18 protein-coding genes are annotated in these 19,174 nt (G+C 42.6%); all 18 read left to right on the plus strand.

Going from position 1 to position 19,174, the window contains the following annotated elements:
* Nucleotides 1-164: 164 nt before the first annotated feature.
* The 18 genes from FTX54_RS07975 to FTX54_RS08060 all read left to right on the plus strand — a co-directional run bounded on the left by FTX54_RS07975 (nt 165) and on the right by FTX54_RS08060 (nt 19,090).
* On the plus strand, nt 165-881 hold the full coding sequence (locus FTX54_RS07975) for a heptaprenyl diphosphate synthase component 1 (RefSeq protein WP_187254641.1): 717 nt from the start codon (nt 165-167) through the stop codon (nt 879-881).
* 18 nt (nt 882-899) lie between these two features.
* Nucleotides 900-1,616 carry a demethylmenaquinone methyltransferase gene (locus tag FTX54_RS07980; RefSeq protein ID WP_147804796.1) on the plus strand — a complete coding sequence of 239 codons (717 nt, stop codon included), beginning with the start codon at nt 900-902 and terminating at the stop codon, nt 1,614-1,616.
* Nucleotides 1,613-2,479, plus strand: a complete 867-nt coding sequence (locus FTX54_RS07985; protein WP_147804795.1) for a UbiA-like polyprenyltransferase — start codon at nt 1,613-1,615, stop codon at nt 2,477-2,479. The genes FTX54_RS07980 and FTX54_RS07985 overlap by 4 nt, the downstream gene beginning before the upstream one ends.
* 18 nt (nt 2,480-2,497) lie before the next feature.
* On the plus strand, nt 2,498-3,364 hold the full coding sequence (locus tag FTX54_RS07990; protein ID WP_147804794.1) for a menaquinone biosynthesis protein: 867 nt from the start codon (nt 2,498-2,500) through the stop codon (nt 3,362-3,364).
* Nucleotides 3,361-4,332 carry a heptaprenyl diphosphate synthase component II gene (gene hepT, locus FTX54_RS07995; protein ID WP_147804793.1) on the plus strand — a complete coding sequence of 324 codons (972 nt, stop codon included), beginning with the start codon at nt 3,361-3,363 and terminating at the stop codon, nt 4,330-4,332. The genes FTX54_RS07990 and hepT overlap by 4 nt, the downstream gene beginning before the upstream one ends.
* A gap of 122 nt (nt 4,333-4,454) precedes the next feature.
* Nucleotides 4,455-4,892 (plus strand): nucleoside-diphosphate kinase, encoded by a 438-nt coding sequence (gene ndk, locus FTX54_RS08000; protein WP_147804792.1) that lies wholly within the window; start codon nt 4,455-4,457, stop codon nt 4,890-4,892.
* A gap of 372 nt (nt 4,893-5,264) precedes the next feature.
* Nucleotides 5,265-6,437: a chorismate synthase gene (aroC, locus tag FTX54_RS08005; RefSeq protein ID WP_147804791.1), complete on the plus strand. Its 1,173-nt coding sequence runs from the start codon at nt 5,265-5,267 to the stop codon at nt 6,435-6,437.
* Nucleotides 6,437-7,522 carry a 3-dehydroquinate synthase gene (gene aroB, locus FTX54_RS08010; protein WP_147804790.1) on the plus strand — a complete coding sequence of 362 codons (1,086 nt, stop codon included), beginning with the start codon at nt 6,437-6,439 and terminating at the stop codon, nt 7,520-7,522. The genes aroC and aroB overlap by 1 nt, the downstream gene beginning before the upstream one ends.
* Nucleotides 7,519-7,902, plus strand: coding sequence for a chorismate mutase (gene aroH, locus FTX54_RS08015; RefSeq protein WP_147804789.1), 384 nt, complete (start codon nt 7,519-7,521; stop codon nt 7,900-7,902). The genes aroB and aroH overlap by 4 nt, the downstream gene beginning before the upstream one ends.
* A gap of 189 nt (nt 7,903-8,091) precedes the next feature.
* Nucleotides 8,092-9,606: an anthranilate synthase component I gene (trpE, locus tag FTX54_RS08020; RefSeq protein WP_147804788.1), complete on the plus strand. Its 1,515-nt coding sequence runs from the start codon at nt 8,092-8,094 to the stop codon at nt 9,604-9,606.
* Entirely contained in the window at nt 9,593-10,600 is a 1,008-nt protein-coding gene (gene trpD, locus FTX54_RS08025) for an anthranilate phosphoribosyltransferase (RefSeq protein WP_147804787.1), read from the plus strand. The genes trpE and trpD overlap by 14 nt, the downstream gene beginning before the upstream one ends.
* Nucleotides 10,601-10,602: 2 nt before the next feature.
* Nucleotides 10,603-11,364 (plus strand): indole-3-glycerol phosphate synthase TrpC, encoded by a 762-nt coding sequence (trpC, locus tag FTX54_RS08030; protein ID WP_147804863.1) that lies wholly within the window; start codon nt 10,603-10,605, stop codon nt 11,362-11,364.
* Nucleotides 11,364-13,190, plus strand: coding sequence for a tryptophan synthase subunit beta (gene trpB / locus FTX54_RS08035; protein ID WP_147804786.1), 1,827 nt, complete (start codon nt 11,364-11,366; stop codon nt 13,188-13,190). The genes trpC and trpB overlap by 1 nt, the downstream gene beginning before the upstream one ends.
* On the plus strand, nt 13,187-13,984 hold the full coding sequence (trpA, locus tag FTX54_RS08040; RefSeq protein ID WP_147804785.1) for a tryptophan synthase subunit alpha: 798 nt from the start codon (nt 13,187-13,189) through the stop codon (nt 13,982-13,984). Before trpB ends, trpA begins: the two co-directional genes overlap by 4 nt.
* A 19-nt stretch (nt 13,985-14,003) precedes the next feature.
* Complete coding sequence (gene hisC, locus FTX54_RS08045; RefSeq protein ID WP_147804784.1) at nt 14,004-15,086, plus strand: histidinol-phosphate transaminase; 1,083 nt, start codon at nt 14,004-14,006, stop codon at nt 15,084-15,086.
* Nucleotides 15,087-15,096: 10 nt separating this feature from the next.
* Entirely contained in the window at nt 15,097-16,200 is a 1,104-nt protein-coding gene (locus tag FTX54_RS08050) for a prephenate dehydrogenase (RefSeq protein ID WP_147804783.1), read from the plus strand.
* Nucleotides 16,201-16,214: 14 nt separating this feature from the next.
* A complete protein-coding gene (gene aroA, locus FTX54_RS08055) occupies nt 16,215-17,510 on the plus strand; it encodes a 3-phosphoshikimate 1-carboxyvinyltransferase (protein WP_147804782.1) in 1,296 nt (431 codons plus the stop codon).
* A 317-nt stretch (nt 17,511-17,827) separates the two neighbouring features.
* Nucleotides 17,828-19,090, plus strand: coding sequence for a tetratricopeptide repeat protein (locus FTX54_RS08060; protein ID WP_147804781.1), 1,263 nt, complete (start codon nt 17,828-17,830; stop codon nt 19,088-19,090).
* Nucleotides 19,091-19,174 lie beyond the last annotated feature (84 nt).

The raw sequence follows: 19,174 nt of genomic DNA on the forward strand, positions 1-19,174 counted from the left end.
ACGTGCCGCTTGAACATGCGACACGTTTTTTACCGTGTTATTGCTATGCTGGTAAAACTTCCGGAAGTGCCTTCCTCGTTGGAATTTAATTATGATATACTAAACTAACTGGTCTGTAAGCCGTTTTAAGCTCTAAGTGAACAGGCCGTTTGGAGGAAATGATGATGACTGCAACATATGATAACATTCATATCATACATAAATTAACGACGGAATTTTACCAGCAGACTAAAGAACCTTTTATTCAAAGATATATACCTGAACCTGTAATGAATCCAATGCAGGCAGGGTTATTATTATTCATGCTTGATAATTCAAAAATCGCAGTTTCATCTTCTCAGTCTGTGACTTTGGCTGCTCTTCTCATTCAGGCAGCAATGGACACGCATGATCGTATCGGCACAGCGGAGGTCGATTCGGAAATTGAAAGAAAGCAGAGGCAGCTCACAGTTCTTGCAGGGGACTATTACAGCAGTCTTTACTATACTCTTCTCGCCGGATGCGGTGAGCCTCGATTCATCAGAATTATGTCAAAAGCCGTACAGGAAATTAACGAAGCTAAAATGAGAACTTTAGAGGCCGTTGATGCCGGCACAGCTCTTGAGCACTATATGGTGGTTCGAAGTGCCATGACGACTCACCTTGCTGCCTATTTAGGATTTGCATCTGCTATTCCGGACCTGCGCCGGCTCTTTCTTTTGCAGAGTTTAAAGGAAAAGCAGACAGGTTTCCTGCTTTATTCAGCGCTAAGTAAAAGTCCTATGAACAAAATCGAAAAGACTGATCAACTCCACAGTCAGATTGTAAATTCAACTAAAGAGGATTTTGGTCTGCAATCAAAAATTGAGGAAGAAGCAAATAGAATATATATGATTCCCTGAAGACAGGAGCGTTTCCATATGGCATTATCCAAAGAACAGAAGGTGCACGAAATTTTTGAATCCATCTCGGATCAATACGATAAAATGAACGCAATTATAAGCTTTCAGAGACATGTAGCCTGGCGGAAAGATACGATGGAATATATGAACGTGCAGGCTGGACAAAAAGCGCTGGATGTCTGCTGTGGTACTGCAGACTGGACAATTCAGCTGGCGGAAGCATGCGGACCTTCAGGTGCAGTGAAAGGTCTGGATTTCAGTCGTAAGATGCTCGATATCGGCGTTGAAAAGATAAATGATTATAAGCAGATAGAATTGATCCAGGGAAATGCAATGGAACTACCTTTTGAAGACAACACTTTTCATTACGTCACGATCGGATTCGGCCTGCGTAACGTTCCTGATTATGTCCAGGTTTTAAAAGAAATGCACAGGGTAGTAAAACCCGGAGGCACGGTGGTTTGTCTTGAAACCTCCCAGCCGACTCTGCCGGTTTTCAAACAGCTCTACTGGTTTTATTTCACTTATATTATGCCTTTTTTCGGAAGAGTTTTTGCCAAAAGCTATGAACAGTATTCCTGGCTGCAGGAGTCAACAAAGCAGTTTCCTGATAAACAAAGACTGGCACTAATGTTTTACGAAGCAGGCTTTGATACGGTAAAAATCAAATCTTACTCAGCGGGGGCAGCGGCTTCTCATTTTGCTGTTAAAGGTGGAACGAGGGGGCACTCATGAGGAAAATAAAAATTATTCTGGAAATGATAAAATTTGAACATACGGTTTTTGCACTGCCCTTTGCATTTTTGGGAGCTGTACTTGGCAGTATGCTTATTAACGGAGGCTGGCCGCCTTTAATCGATTGGCTGTGGATCACTCTTGCCATGGTAGGGGCCCGGAGTGCAGCTATGTCACTGAATAGAGTTATTGATGCAAAAATCGATAAAGAGAACCCGCGGACTGCTGAAAGAGCTATTCCTGCCGGACTGCTGTCTGTATCTGAAACGATTCTGTTTATAGTGGTTTCTTTTTTTGTGCTTATATTAGCTGCATACCAGCTTAATATGCTGGCGGTTTATTTACTTCCAATAGCAGTATTTTTTCTCGTTTTTTATTCCTATACAAAACGTTTCACGTGGGCCTGTCATCTGTTTTTAGGTATAACTATCGGTTTAGCACCGCTTGGAGGATGGGTTGCTGCTACGGGAACGCTTACATGGGAGGCGATGGTACTATTTGCAGCAGTAGCTTTATGGACAGCGGGATTCGATGTCATATATGCTACACAGGATGCTGAATATGATAAAGATGTTAAGCTGCATTCAATACCAAGCAGATTTGGTATCGCAAGAGCCCTTACTTTCGCAAGAGTCTTCCATATCATCAGTTTTACAGCAATGCTTGTATTAATATTAATTACACCACTGGGCTGGATTTACCTGACTGGAACGATTGCAGTTGGTGTGATTATGGTCTACGAGCATTCTTTAGTCTCACCAAATGATTTATCGAAAGTCAGCGTAGCTTTTTTTACAATGAATGGAATAATCAGTATACTAATGCTTGTATTTACAATCGGAGATTTATTAATTACAGCCTGATAAAGAGGAGGAACTTTAATGTCGTTGAAAGTCGGAGAAATAAATTACACAAATATCATGCCAATGTTTTCGAAACTTCCCCGGCAGCTTTTGACAGACAGAGGCTTTCAATTTATACAGGCTGTACCCGCTGAATTAAATCAATTAATGGCGGAAGGAAAAGTGGATGTGGGTGGGATCAGTTCTTTTGAATATGCGAGGAATCCGCAGGCGTATCTGGTTCTTCCTAATCTATCTGTTTCTTCTATTGGATCTGTCGGCTCCATTTTTTTATTCTCAAAACTGCCGATTCAGGAACTTGATCAAGCGGATATAGCTCTTACATCAAGCTCGGCTACTTCTGTACATCTGCTGAAAATTCTGCTTAAACGTTATATATATGTAAATCCCGAGTATTATGTAGAAACTCCTTCTATACAAGAAATGTTGAATAAGTATGACGCATGCCTTTTGATTGGTGATGATGCAATCAAAGCTTCCTGGGAACAGCCTGCATTATACCGTTATGATCTGGGAGCGTTATGGTACGAGTGGACCGGCTACCCTATGACATATGCTTTATTTGCAGTACGGAGAACAGCAGCAGCTGCTAATAAACCTGAGATTCAGCTGCTTTATGAGTCCTTCATCCAAAGTAAATTTGATAATATGAAGGATTCTTTTGCTGAGCTTATAAAAAATATTAATAATACTGTCGGTGGAAGTGAAGATTTTTGGGAAAATTATTTCCGGAACCTGCACTTCGGCCTATCAGACGAGCATTTTAAAGGCCTGGAACTTTATATCCGCCTTCTCGCAGAAGACGGATATATTTACGGTAAGGCCGGAATTGAATTATGGCAGCCGGTAAACGATGATAAAATCAGTAAGGTGGACGTAACATGACTTTAGCTGAAATATATAAGGACCTGCGTTCTGACATCCTCAAACTGGAAAAAGAAATAGAAACACAGGTTGGAGCGGAACATTGCGTATTGAGAGCAGCCTCAAATCATATTTTAAAAGCGGGAGGGAAAAGAATCCGGCCTGTTTTTGTACTTTTGAGTGCCAGATACGGGCAATACAATCTTGAAGAAATAAAAAAAGTAGCCGTTCCTCTGGAGTTAATTCATATGGCCTCTCTCGTTCACGATGATGTTATTGATAATGCGGATGTCAGGCGCGGAAAAAAGACAATTAAATCGAAATGGGACAACCGGGTCGCAATGTATACCGGAGATTATATTTTTGCTAAAGCGACGGAAATAGCAACATTCAGTAAATATTCTGAAATTCATCCCATTTTAGCTCATGCTATGAGGGAAATGTGCATCGGAGAAGTAGAGCAGCTCCGGGATCAATTTATTACGGAACAGACGCTTCGTCAGTATCTGCGAAGAATAAAAAGGAAAACAGCACTGCTCATTTCTGTCAGCTGTGAATTGGGGGCTGTGGTTTCCGAAGCTGATAAATCAGCGCAGCATGCCTTGAAATGGTACGGTTACTACGCTGGGATGGCTTTCCAGATTACTGATGATATTCTTGATTTCGTAGGCACAGAGAAGGAACTAGGCAAACCGGCAGGAAGTGATCTTATTCAGGGGAACATCACTTATCCAGCTTTGTATGCTATGCAGAAAAACCCCGAATTTCATAGAAAAGTGCAGCGCTACATGAAAAATCCCGGCTCTTATCCACTTAATGTCCAGGAGTCTGTAACCATCATCAGAGAGAGCGGAGCCGTTGAAGCATCCAAAGCCCTTGCAGATCAATATGTAAATAAAGCTGTGAAAATGCTGAAAGGAATTGATGAGTCTCCAGAGAGGTCTTCTTTAAGTAAAATTGCTTCTTATATAGGAAGCCGAAACTTTTAATAAACAACTCTGTGCATGAAGCATGGGGTTGTTTGTGGATAATCATTGAAAGCGTTGTCATGGGGCTGTATGTTTGTTATAGTGGAATAGAATTACATATTTTGCATTCAGGAGTGGTTAAAATGGAGAAAACTTTTGTTATGGTGAAGCCCGATGGTGTTAAAAGAGGGTTAACAAGTGCGATAATGCAGCGTTTTGAATCAAAAGGATTCCGCTTATGCGGAGCTAAGCTTATGCAGATGAGTGAAACACTGGCAAAAACTCACTACGAAGAACATAAGGAGCGTCCTTTTTTTGGAGACTTAACTAAATTCATTACTTCAGGACCGGTTTTTGCAATGGTTCTTGAAGGAGAAGGTGTGATTGACGAAGCTCGTAAAATGATTGGAAAAACAGATCCGAAAGAGGCTGCTCCAGGTACAATTCGGGGGGATTATGCCATTTTAAAGTCTGAAAACATTATTCACGGTTCTGATTCTCCGGAGAGTGCGGACCGGGAAATTGCTCTATATTTTACAAAAGAAGAACTGATTGAAGACCGTTCATCGACCAGAGTGTAATCTTGGATTTATTTAGTGATGTTAATGAAATGAAATTCATTTCCTGAGAAGTTTTTTGGAGGAATCACAGCCGATCAAAAGTTCTTTTGTATAGATTTCAACAATGAGTAACTTTGAGAGTCCTGCTTATTAAGCAGGACTTTTTTTATGAGGATTATTTGAACCATATATAGTTATTTTATGAATTTTTCTGATAAACTGAAGCGAATGATGTAGTTATATTAGAAAAAAGTAAAAATGAGGAAAAAGCATCAGGACAGGAATTTTTATAAATTAAGTACTCCCCCTTGAAAAATTGCGTAATATCATGAACAATAGTAAGTAGATAATTTAACGCATAAAAGCGATAAAGAAAGTAGAGGATGATAACAGATGCGATTTTTAACTGCAGGAGAATCTCACGGACCACAATTAACAGCAATCATAGAAGGAGTTCCTTCCCAGCTTCCTTTGACAGCAGAGGATATTAACGAACATCTAGCAAGAAGACAGAAAGGGTACGGCAGAGGACGACGGATGCAGATTGAAAAAGATCAGGTTCAAATTATGAGCGGTGTCCGTCACGGTAAAACAACTGGAGCGCCTATTACCCTGGTCATTGAAAATAAAGACTGGACCCATTGGACGAAAATTATGGGAGCTGAGCCCCTTTCAGAAGAAGAAGAAAAAGAAGTAAAGCGAAAAATCACCCGGCCTCGTCCTGGGCATGCGGATCTAAACGGAGCTATCAAATACAGACACCGGGATATGAGAAATGTACTTGAAAGATCCAGTGCCAGAGAGACTACAGTTCGGGTAGCTGTAGGAGCACTGGCTCAGGTTATTTTAAAACAGTTCAACATAAGCCTTGCTGGTCACGTGCTGGAGATAGGTGACGTTAAAGCTGAGCAGAAACCATTTGAATCCGTAAAAGTTTTAAAAGATACGACGGAAACTTCTGAAGTCAGATGTGCAGATGAAAATGCAGGCGAGAAAATGAAAGCGGCAATAGATGAAGCCAAGAAAAACGGTGATTCCATAGGTGGTATCGTTGAAGTGATAGCTGAAAACGTACCGATTGGTTTAGGCAGTTTCGCTCACTACGACCGAAAACTGGACGGTAAAATTGCTCAGTCCGTTTTAAGTATTAATGCTTTTAAAGGTGTGGAGATCGGGCTTGGATTTGAAGCTGCCCGTATGAACGGGAGCCTTGTACATGATGAGATCGCTTATGATGCTGACAGAGGATTCTACAGAAAGTCGAATCGTCTTGGTGGATTCGAAGGTGGTATGACCAACGGAATGCCCGTCGTTGTCCATGGTGCTATGAAGCCCATACCAACGCTTTACAAGCCGCTGCAGAGTGTGGACATTGATTCCAAGGAGCCGTTTACAGCCTCGATTGAACGCTCTGACAGCTGTGCAGTTCCAGCTGCGGCTGTCGTCTGTGAAGCTGCCGTAGCATGGGAAATTGCAGCAGCTTTTCTGGATAAGTTCGGCTCTGATACGATGGCAGACATTCATAAAGCATTTAATGATTACCAGGAGGAAGCGAGGAACTTTTAATGTCTGAACGAATAGAAGTTGAAAGTGATTCTCATAGTTATCCTGTTTTACTGGAAAATGGCCTGCGGTACTCTTTTTATCATTTGCTTGAAGATATTTTACCTGACCATACAAAACTGATGATAATAGCTGATGAAACTGCAGCTTCTTATTATTTGGAAGACCTGCTGGCCTCCTTTCCCGATAGTGCGAAACCGGTGGTAACCATTCTCCCTTCCGGAGAAACCAGTAAATCTATGGTTCAGTACGAGCGCCTTTTAACGGAGTGTCTGCAGGAAGGTCTTGACAGAAAATCAGTCATTGCAGCTTTGGGAGGAGGAGTTGCCGGAGACATTGCCGGCTTTACTGCTGCTACGTATATGCGGGGTATAAGGTATGTCCAAATTCCCACTACTCTGCTTGCACACGACAGCAGTGTTGGAGGGAAAACGGGTATCAATCATCCGCTTGGTAAGAACATGATAGGAGCTTTCCACGCTCCCTCCGCGGTTTTATACGATCCCGAAATGTTAATCTCTCTCCCGGAAAAAGAATGGCGGTCCGGATTTGCTGAAGTCATTAAACATGCATTTATAAGCAGTCCTGAATTTTTTGTCTGGCTTCAAAACCACGTTCACAAATTATCTTCTGTAGACCCTTCCACCTTGGAGAAGATGTTAAAAAAATCTATTGAAACAAAAGTTGCTGTAGTTCAGGAAGATGAAAGAGAAGCTGGTGTCAGGGCTCATTTAAATTTTGGACATACGTTGGGACATGCCATTGAAGCAGAGCTCGGTTATGGAAAAACAACCCACGGAGAAGCGGTAGCTGTGGGGATGATATTTGCTATGAGACTGAGCGAAAAATTTTACGGGATAAAGCTTCCGATAGAGGAAACGGTGAAATACCTTGAAAAGCTTGGTTACTATCTGAAGCTGCAAAAGCAGGTAAATGCAGAAAAATTACTTTTTATTATGAAAAGAGATAAAAAAGCTTCTGGAGGATCGATGCGTTTCGTGCTGCTCCCGGAACTGGGCAGAGCTGAATTAGTCGATATACGTGAAGAGATGGTACTGGATTTGTTAGAAGAGGAGGAGCTCACGTGATCAGAGGAATTCGTGGAGCAACCACTATATCTGAAAATCAGGAAACAGAAATCCTGAGTGCTACAGAAGAACTGATGCAGGAAATCGCTGCAAAAAACGCTATTGAACCTGAAAACATTTCCCACGTTATAATAACAGTAACAGAGGATATAAACGCCACTTTTCCAGCACGGGCACTGCGGGATCTCTACGGATATACGTTTGTACCAGTAATGTGTGCCCAGGAGATTCCTGTCCCTGGAAGCCTTCCTTTCTGCATCCGTTTAATGGTTACTGCAGATGTCAGCCTGGAACAGCATGAAGTTAAACATATTTATTTAAACGAAGCAGAAAAGCTGCGGCCGGACTTATCCTTGACAAAGGAACAGGGGACGCGTTAGCATAGTCGCTAATAGCAGAGACCAGAAAACAGAGCAGAGAGAAGCTGAGGATAGTAGAGCAAAGTAGAGATGAGCAGAGGATTATTAATGCTTGACCACCTGTACAGGTACACGTATATTCCCCCTGTCCCTGTATCTCCATCAGTCTCTCCCCGTAAGCTTCATCTGTATCCACGATGAGGTGATTTTATGTTTTCCATATCAAAAGAAAATTTTATAAAGCAGGCAGAATTATACCAGACTGTAGCTCTCTCCGTTACGGTAGTAGCCGATACGAAAACACCGATTCAGCTTTTTCGGCTGTTTGATGCGGAAGCTTCTTTTCTGCTGGAAAGTAAAGATCCGCTCTCTCCATGGTCCAGCTACTCATTCATAGGATTGAATCCTGTGAAATTTTTAAGAGATGAAAATGAAACGTTTGTCTGCCGCTCTTCCGACAACCAAAAACTCTGGTCAGAATCCGATCTTCAGACAGCGTGGGAAAAAGTAATGGACAGTTTTCATATTTCACCGGATCTTCCCGATCTTCCGTTTCCGGGAGGAGCTGTCGGGTATTTAGGGTTTGAAGGTTTCCGATATTACGAACCTCGTATAGAAACTCTGCAGTCCGGAGAACACGATGCTTACTTTATGTTCTGTGAAACGATCCTTGCTTTTCATCACGAAGATGAAGTGCTTACAGTAACGCACTTTCAGGATACCTCAGAAGGCGCTGAAGCAGCCTATGCGGAAGCTTCAGGGAGACTTCATGGAATACTTAACATCATTGAACAAGGTAAAGAAGGAAGATTTCCGATGATAAGTGCTGATGAACAGCTCGAAGAAGATGTATTTGCAGGTGTTACTTCCAACTACACCAAATCAGAATATGAAGAAGATGTCAGAAAGATAAAAGATTATATTGCCAAAGGAGATGTTTTTCAGACAGTTCTTTCTCAAAGATTTGAACTGCCGGTTAAGTCAGACGGACTTTCTCTCTATCGAGTACTAAGAAAAGTAAACCCCAGTCCTTACCTTTATTACATCCGTTTTCCGGAGCAGGAAATTATCGGGAGTTCACCAGAGAGGCTCGTTAAAGCAGATAAAACAAAAGAGCTGGAGATTCATCCAATTGCCGGAACGAGAAAAAGAGGAAGAAACAGCGAGGAGGATCAGGCTCTCGCCAAAGAACTTGCAGAAGATGAAAAGGAACTGGCTGAGCATTTAATGCTGGTGGACCTCGCGAGAAATGACCTTGGACGCGTAAGCAGATATGGGAGTATTAAAGTACATGATATGATGAATATTTCCTATTTCTCGCATGTAATGCATTTAACTACGAAAGTAACCGGAATTTTAAAAGAAAACATTCATCCTTTTGAAGCTCTTTTCTCCACCCATCCTGCAGGAACCGTTTCAGGAGCTCCAAAAGTCCGGGCGGTAGAAATCATTCAGGAACTGGAAAATATGCATAGAGGGGTTTATGCAGGCGCCATTGCTTATTATGGTTTTAATAAAGCGATAGATTCCTGCATTGCGATAAGAACAATCGTCCTGAAAAATGGAACAGCCTATGTACAGGCAGGCGCAGGAGTTGTGCAGGATTCGGTTCCTGAATTAGAATGGGAAGAGACAAGGAATAAAGCCAAAGCATTATTGTTTGCTATAAAATTAGCTGAGCAGAGATTGGAAGAAGAGGAGGTCATTAATAATGACACTAGATAGAGTCATGACGGGGACACCGCTGACTATAGCTGAGGCGAGGAAAATAGTAACATCAATGATGGAAGGCGTGTTCAGCAGAGAGGAAACAGCTGCTATTCTTTCTATCCTGGCCTACAGAGGAGAAACTGCTGAAGAGATAAGCGGTTTTGCTCAGGGTATGCTGGATAAGGCATCGAGCATGTCGTTTCCTTACGATGTATTGGATACATGCGGAACAGGCGGGGATGGTTCCGGGACATACAATGTTTCCACGGCTTCAGCCATTCTCTTAAGTTCAATGGGAGTAAAAGTCGCTAAACATGGAAACAGAAGTGTCTCCTCTAAAACAGGCAGTGCGGATGTCCTCGAGGAACTTCGAATTCCTTTTCAAGGTAATGTAAAGGAAGCCGAGCAGCGCCTTGAAGATTATTCACTTACGTTCTTTTTTGCTCCGGTTTACCATATGGCTATGAAAAACGTGGCACCGGTTCGTAAAGCATTGAAACAGAAAACAATTTTTAATATTTTAGGTCCATTGACAAACCCTGCACGTGCTCCCCGAAGAGTTATTGGAGCCTACAGCCTTGATGCAGCCCGAAAAATGGCTCATGCTTCCCTGCACCTTCCGATTGAACGGGCGCTTTTTGTGACAGGAGAAGATGGTCTGGATGAATTTACGGTGCAGGGTGCAAGCTATGTAATTGAATTACAAGACAATGAACTTAGAGAATATACGATAAATCCGGAAGACGTTGGTCTGAAACGAAGCTCTCTTCATGGAGCACTTGTAAATAATGCAGCGGAGAGTGCTGCACTAATACGTGATATTTTTCGGAAAAAAGCTTCCCGTGAAGCAGTTGATCTACTTCTTTTGAATGCAGGAGCAGCTCTATACACTTCAGGCGTGGCTGAAACGATTAAAGATGGAGTAGAAATGGCTGATCACGCTTTGGGGGAGCCGGTACTCGCCCATCTGGAAAAACTGCAGCTGGAGGAAGGGGCAGAAATGCTATGACAATTCTTAAAACAATAACCGAAAGAAAAAAAGTTGAGATCCCTTTAATTAATATACCGGAAAAAAGACTGATCGAATCTCCAAAGCTCTCTCTTTACGATAGTTTGTACCACCGATTCCACCCTTTAGGCATGATTGCAGAAGTAAAAAAAGCTTCTCCTTCCAGAGGAGTGATAACGGAAAATTTTCACCCAGTGGATATAGCGGAAGAATATGAGCGTATTAACGTTTCAGGGATTTCCATACTAACAGATATTGATTTTTTTCAGGGGCATCCCGTTTATTTAACGCAGATAAAACAAGCTGTAAATACTCCGGTGCTTCGAAAAGATTTTTTAATTGATCCAAAACAAATTCTCGAATCCGAACGTATCGGTGCAGATGCCGTATTATTAATAGCTGGTATTCTTTCAGGTAATCAGCTTCAGGAGCTGTATGATCAGACAACTGAATTAGGGATGGAAGCTCTCGTCGAAGTCCACAATGAGGAAGAACTGGAAAAGGTTTTGAAATATATTAAACCAAAACTGATTGGGGTCAATAATAGAGACCTTCACACTTTCGAAACCGATTTAACTACTACGAAAAGACTAAAACCTTTAATTCCTGAAGAAGCATTGTTAATAAGCGAAAGCGGCGTTCATCATAAACAGGACGTCGATTATTTGAAAGAAGCAGGGGCAGATGGTCTTCTAATTGGAGAAAGCCTGATGAAAAGTCCGGATAAAAAGCAGTTTCTACAATCACTGTTTGGTGAAGAATAATGCCTTTACTTAAATTCTGCGGAACCCGCTCGGAGGAAGATTACCGGGCTGTTCTGCGTTCTAAGGCAGATTATATCGGATTTATTTTTTCAAAAAGCAGGCGTCAAGTATCTGCTGAAGACGTTCGGGACTGGCAGGAAAAGACGTCTGCAGAGGGTAAAAAACTTGTTGGAGTCTTTGTTAATGAGGATCCGGCGGCTGTCGGCCTCGCCGCGGAAACGGCAGGATTGTATGCAGTGCAGCTTCACGGTGGGGAAAGTTTGCATAATATAAAAGTACTTCGCCGCCATTCTTCTGTCAGAGTTTTCAAAACGATTCACCATCACGAGAATGCACTGGAAGAGATGGCGTCATTTTCCGGAGCTGTCGACGGTTACGTTATCGATACGAAAATAGAAGGCGCATGGGGAGGAACGGGAAAGAGTTTCGATTGGGAAAACGTTCCTCTCTATACAGCAGAAGCGAACCGCCAGAAAGTGCCCTGCTTTATTGCAGGAGGGATAACACCGCTTAATATTAAAGAGTTGTTAAGTTATGGACCTGGTGGTGTTGATGTATCTTCAGGAATTGAAACAAATGAAAAAAACGATGAAGGGAAGATGAAAGCTATGTCAGATTCAGTTAAACCTGTCTATGAGGCACCGGATGAAATGGGCAGATACGGAGATTTCGGCGGTAAATATGTGCCGGAGACGCTTATGTATGCCCTGGAAGAACTTGATAATGCTTACCGTGATATCGCGGGTGATGAATCTTTCCATAAGGAACTGTGGAAGGAAATGAAAGAATATTCCGGCAGGCCTACTGCTCTCACCTATGCCGGGCGTTTAACAGAACATTATGGTGGTGCCCAGATTTATCTGAAGCGGGAAGACTTAAACCATACAGGCGCACATAAAATCAATAATGCACTGGCTCAGGGACTCCTTGCTATTCGAATGGGCAAAAAACAGATTATTGCAGAAACTGGTGCCGGCCAGCACGGAGTAGCTTCGGCTACCGTTGCAGCCAGATTTGGTTTATCCTGTAAAGTTTTTATGGGAACTGAAGATATCCGCCGGCAGGAACTCAATGTCTTTCGTATGAGGCTTCTCGGAGCGGAAGTGATTGAAGTTACTTCGGGTGGTAAGACGTTAAAAGATGCTACGAATGAAGCTATACGGCACTGGGTAGCCAATGTAGATGATACCTTTTACCTTATAGGAAGTGCTGTGGGGCCACATCCTTATCCAATGATGGTCCGGGATTTTCAAAGCATTATTGGGGAAGAAAGTAAAAAACAGATGCAGGAAAGAATCGGACGACTTCCCGATCATGTGGTTGCATGTGTCGGAGGCGGAAGTAATGCGATAGGCATGTTTTATCCATTTATAAATGAAGAAAATGTCCGCTTAACTGGGGTGGAAGCTGCAGGAAAAGGAGTTAATACAAGTGAACACGCGGCCACCCTTTCAAAGGGAAGAAAAGGAGTACTGCACGGCTCCCTTTCCTATCTTCTGCAGGATGAGCATGGAAACATAATTGAACCATATTCTATTTCTGCAGGCCTTGATTATCCTGGAATAGGACCTGAACACGCTCATTTGCGGGATATTAAGCGTGTGGAGTATGTCCCCGCCACCGATGATGAAGCGATGAAAGCACTGAAGGATTTGTGCGAACTGGAGGGTATCCTTCCAGCCATTGAAACAGCACATGCATTAGCATACGTGGAGAAGGAAGCGCCAAAAATGAAAAAAGATGAAGTTATTCTTGTTTGTCTCTCCGGACGGGGAGATAAGGATGTAAATACAATTCAGCAGGAACTGGAGGGTCAGAGTGAATGAATCGACTAACAGATAAAGCCTTTCAGGAGCAGAAAAAACGATTCGTCCCCTATATCATGAGCAGTTATCCTTCCTACGATTCTTCCATTGAAATTGCCCTGACACTGGAAAAAGCAGGGGTAACAGCGATTGAATGGGGGGTTCCCTTTAGTGATCCCCTTGCAGATGGACCAGTCATTCAGGAAGCGGGAGAATATGCCCGAAAGCAGGGAGGCAGTCTCCGCAGCGCTGTAAAAGGAGCGGCAGAAGCAAGAGAACAGGGCCTTACGGTTCCACTCGTGCTGTTCACATATGTGAACCCTGTGCTTTCAGTAGGATTTAAAGAAGTATTGGAATTAATGAAAGAAGCTGGAATGGATGGGATTTTAATACCCGATCTTCCGTTTGAAGAAAGTGATGAGTTGAGAAAGCTGTGTAATGAATATCAAATTTCTCTTATTTCACTCGTTGCTCCCAGTTCAAGAAACAGAATGGAGAAAATCGGTGCTCTTGGTGATGGCTTTATATATTATGTCACCTCTCTTGGTGTTACCGGAACGAGGGAAGACTTTTCTCAAGATTTAAAGCAATCCATTGCTGAGCTTAAAAAAAAGGCAGCAGTCCCGGTTCTGGCTGGATTCGGCATTTCCAAAAATGAACATGTGCGTTATTTCCAGGATATAGCAGACGGCGTTATTGTCGGGAGTGCTCTCGTCCGTTTCATCTCTGAACGTGCTGAAGAACTGCAGCATTCTGAAAAAAGGGCGGCTGCCCTCGAAGAAATCGGTGGTTTTATAGAGGAATTAACGAATTAGCTGAAAGGGTGATTACAGATTGAAGGTTAAAGAATCGATGACGGGGCTTACCCCCTACCAACCAGGGAAACCAATGGAGGAAGTAAAACGTGAACTCGGATTAAAAGAAGTAGTCAAACTGGCTTCCAATGAGAATCCTTACGGGTCTTCCCCAAAAGTAAAAGAAGCAGTTATGCATACACTTTCTCAAGTTTCCGTTTATCCTGACGGCTATGCCCGACTTTTAAGGGAGAAAACAGCTGATATTCTTGGAGTTGATGTAAAACAGCTCATTTTTGGAAACGGTTCGGATGAAGTAATATTAATTCTATGCCGTTCTCTTCTCAATAAAGGAGACAATATTATTACCGCAGTGCCGACGTTTCCCCAGTATAAGCATAATGCGGTTATAGAAGGCGCTGAAGTTAAAGAAGTTCCGCTTATTAACGGTGTCCATGACCTCGATGGCCTGCTTAATAAAATTGATAATAAAACTAAAATGATCTTCGTATGCAACCCTAACAATCCCTCGGGAACTTATGTAAATAAGGAAGCCTTTTCGTCATTTATGAAACAGGTCCCTTCCCATATTCTCGTAGTAAGTGATGAAGCTTATTTTGAATACGTACGTGCGGACGATTATCCGGATACAATACCAATGATTAATGAATATGAAAACCTGGTCGTGCTGCGGACTTTTTCAAAAGCGCACGGGCTCGCTTCTCTACGTGTCGGTTACGGCGTCGGGAGCGAGAAATTCATCCAGTCTATTGAACCTGGAAGAGAGCCATTTAATACGAACAGCGCTGCTCAGGCAGCAGCATCAGCTTCTCTGGAAGATAAGGATTTTTTAGATCAATGCATTCAAAAAAATGCTTTGGAAATGGAAAAATTCGAAGCATTCTGTGTTGATAATAATTTTCGGTATTATCCCTCAGAAGCTAATTTTATATTAATGAGTGTCGGGAGACCTGGTGGAGAGGTATTTGAAAAACTTCTTCAACAAGGATTTATTGTGCGCAGCGGCGAAGCACTTGGATTTCCAGATTATATTAGAATTACGCTGGGGACAGCCGAACAAAACGAACGTATTCGCCAAGAGCTGCTGAAGTGGCTTAACTAGGAGGATCAGTGTGAAGAAACGTGTATTTATTATCGGTCTAGGTTTAATAGGAGGATCGCTGGCTCTTGCGGTGAAAAGCACTTTTCCCCAGGCATCGATCCGTGGTTATGACGTGGACGACAAAGCGGTCAAACTCGCAAATAGTCTGCAGATTATAGACGAAGCAGCAGTCAGCCTGGAAGAAGGCGTAAAGGACGCCGATTTTATTATCCTGTCTGCTCCGGTAGAAAGCTCTCTTTCAATACTTGACCAGCTGCAAAGTCTCGACTTAAAAGAGGGAGCAATCGTTACTGATGTAGGAAGCACGAAAGTTTCCATTGTAGAGAAAGGCAGTGAACTGGAGAGTAAGAATGTGACATTTATCGGCGGTCATCCAATGGCAGGTTCTCATAAAACCGGAGTAGAAGCATCAAGAGAGCGCTTGTTTGAAAATGCCTTTTACATACTTACGCCCTCCAATGGAACTCCGGATGCGAAACTGATTCAGCTTCAGAATCTGCTGAAAGGAACGAAAGCTAAATTTATGCAGCTGGAAGCAGAAGAGCACGATAAATTTGCTGGATTGATCAGCCATCTCCCTCATATTATTGCTTCTTCACTTGTACACCAGGTAGAAAAGGCTGGCGAAAAGGACCCTTTGATCCAGCAGCTTGCAGCAGGAGGGTTTCGGGATATTACGCGTATCGCTTCTGCTTCTCCTACTATGTGGAGAGATATATTGATGCACAACAGAAGTGTATTAATCGATATGCTTAAAGAATGGAAAAACAGAATGGAACACGTGGAATCGCTTCTTGAAAACCGCGATTCGGAGGGAATTTATGCTTTTTTCTCTGATGCAAAAGATGCTCGTGACCGTCTCCCTTCTAAAAAGAAAGGGGCAATGCTTCCTTTCTATGATTTATTTGTAGATATTCCCGATCATCCTGGTGTCATTTCCGATGTAACAGCGCTTCTCGCCAAACAGAATATCAGCATTACTAATATTAGAATCATCGAGGCCAGAGAAGGAATTATGGGCGTGCTCAGACTAAGTTTCCGGTCAGAGAGTGATCTTGTACACGCAAAAGGATTGTTGGAGGAGCATATGTACGAAACTTATGAAGCTCCATAAAGAAGGGGGTATATATGGATATTACTATTGAACCAGCTGAAAATCCATTAAAAGGAAGTGTAATTACCCCGGGGGATAAATCGATCAGTCACCGGGCTGTTTTATTTGCTTCCATTGCCGAAGGCAAGTCTGTCATTAAGGGATTTTTACGAGGGGAAGACTGTCTAAGCACAATAAGCTGCATGAGAAGTCTCGGAATAGTTATTGAAGAAGATGCGGACTCGATAACTGTAATGGGGAAAGGGCCTTATGGATTGAAAGAACCTGCGGAGCTGTTAAATGTCGGCAACTCAGGAACAACGATCCGACTTTTATCTGGTATTCTCGCCGGTCAGCCTTTTTCATCTGTTATGGCAGGCGATGATTCTATCGCAAGACGACCAATGAGAAGAGTAACCGGTCCGCTTAAAATGATGAATGCCACTGTCGACGGCAGAGAGTTTGCCAATTACACTCCACTATGGATGCGTGGGGGCGACTTACAGGGGGTTCATTATTTCTCTCCAGTAGCCAGTGCTCAAGTTAAATCGGCAGTTCTGCTTGCAGGACTCTATGCCTCGGGTAAAACAACGGTGACCGAGCCCTTCAAGTCGAGGGATCATACGGAAAGAATGCTCCGTACGTTTGGAGTTAATGTAGAAACAGATGAAAAATCCGCCTCCTTAAAAGGGGGACAGAAACTCCAGGCAGCAGATGTATTTGTGCCGGGAGACGTTTCTTCAGCAGCTTTTATGATTGCAGCTGGAGCCCTTGTACAAGGGAGTCATTTAATTGTTGAAAATGTAGGGCTTAACCCGACAAGAACAGGAGTTATTGATGTTTTGAAACGCATGGACGCTGATATGATGCTTTTGAACGAAACGATGCTTGGAGGGGAGCCTACAGCAGATATAGAAATTAAATACTCCCGTCTGCAGGCAGTTACGATTGAAGGTTCCGATATTCCCCGCCTGATTGATGAAATACCAGTGCTTGCACTTCTGGCTACCCAGGCAGATGGGAAAACAGTTATTAAAGATGCAGCAGAGTTAAAAGTGAAAGAAACTAATCGAATCGATACGGTAGTAAACCAGCTGAATGAACTTGGGGCTGACTGTGAAGCTACGGATGATGGGATGATCATCAACGGACCTTCAAAATTGAAAGGGGGAAATGCTGAGAGCTATCACGATCACAGAATAGGCATGACGATGGCTTTAGCGGGACTAATCTCTGAGACGCCGGTAAAAGTGAAGGATACGGACGCAGTCGCGGTTTCCTATCCTGGATTTTTTGAAGAACTGGAACGACTGCGGAAGCAGCACGTATAACTGATTTACTATGTTTACCTCTATATTGGGATGATAGTAAATAGAGTAATAAGCACAGGTACTTCTGCAAAAAAATGTCCTGTCCCCCTTATCTTACTGTCAACGACGGTAAACTAATAAAAAGTTGTTAAAAAGAGTGACCGGTTTCGTATACGGCCACTCTTTTTATCCTTGAAGAACCTTTTGTGGAAATGGGAAGGACTGACTATGTTAGTATGTGAATGATATGATATGTACTATTTTTAAAGAAATTACAAGGGTCACCATGGTAGATAAAATTTATAGATCTGCTGGACAAACGAAAGGAGAATGTCAATATGGATGAAACACTTCAGGAAGCTATTAAATTAATTGAAACGGGATTTCATGAAGACGGGTTGGAAAAAGTTGAAAAAATGATTACAGAGGCGGATGATGAAACGAAAAGAACAATTGCTGAGCTGTATTTTGAGCTGGGTCTGGTCGACAGGGCTCTGGAACTCGCCGAAGAATTGATGTTTAAATATCCTGACCAGGGAGAACTGTTTGCTTTTGCTTCTGAATGTTATATAGAACTAGGAAAAGAGGAAGAAGCACTGGACATGCTGAACGAAATAAAAAAGGATGATCCTGCTTTTCTTCAAGCGCAGCTTCTGCTTGCTGATCTCTATGAAAGTGAAGGTCTGGAAGAAGTAGCTGAAACAAAACTGCTGGATGCATTAAAAATTATGCCGGATGAAAGTATCCTTCAATTAGGTCTCGCGGAATTTTATTTAAACAGAGGCGATTATCAGGAAGCGATCAGCTATTTTAAACAAGCTGTTTACTCAGGGAAACTGCCTGAAGACCTGCCTATCGATCCCCATGTACGTCTTGCAGAAGCTTTCAGCGCCACGGGACAATTTGAAGATGCACTGGAGAACTACAAAGAAGGACTAAAAAAAGATCAAACTCCGGACGGCCTTTTCGGATTCGGATTCACCGCCCTGCAGCTGGAAGATTACACTACTGCTATTGACTCGTTTAACACACTGCTTGAGCAGGACCCTGATTATACTTCTGCCTATGGAAGTCTTGCAAAAGCGTATATGGCTATTAAGAAATGGGAAGAAGCAAGAGAAACTTTAAAAGAAGGCATAAACAGAGATGAATATAATGAAGAATTATATTTGCAGATGGCCAAACTGCAGCTTTCCCAGGGAGAAGGGGAAGATGGCCGAGAATTTCTGAAAAAAGTTATTGCCATGAATCCTTCCAATGTGTCTGCCGTGCAGGAAGCTCTTTATTATTATGATGACACGGAAGACTATGAAGAAATGATAGAACTGATACGCTTTCTGGACGATTATAACGAGTTCGATCCTCTTTATGAAAGATTCCGGGCCAAAGCTCTTTTTGAAGAAAATGACATCAACGGAGCTGCACAGGCTATGGATGTTGCCCTCTCCACACTCTCCAGAGATGAAAGACTGCTCGAAGATGCTGCAGTAGTTTACCTTGCCAACCGGCAAAAGGAAAAAGCTCTGCCTTTACTGGAAGAGGTACTGAAACTCGATCCTGAAAGAGAGGACATCCGGCGCCGCATTGAGGAACTGATATAATTACTGAAAATTGCTTTTCTTTGCAGGATTAGATGGGGACGCGTAGAATATTAACTATAGTAGCAGTTTCCGTTCATATGAAAG

The organism is Alkalicoccus halolimnae (genome assembly GCF_008014775.2).
Taxonomy (GTDB): Bacteria; Bacillota; Bacilli; order Bacillales; family Salisediminibacteriaceae; genus Alkalicoccus; species Alkalicoccus halolimnae.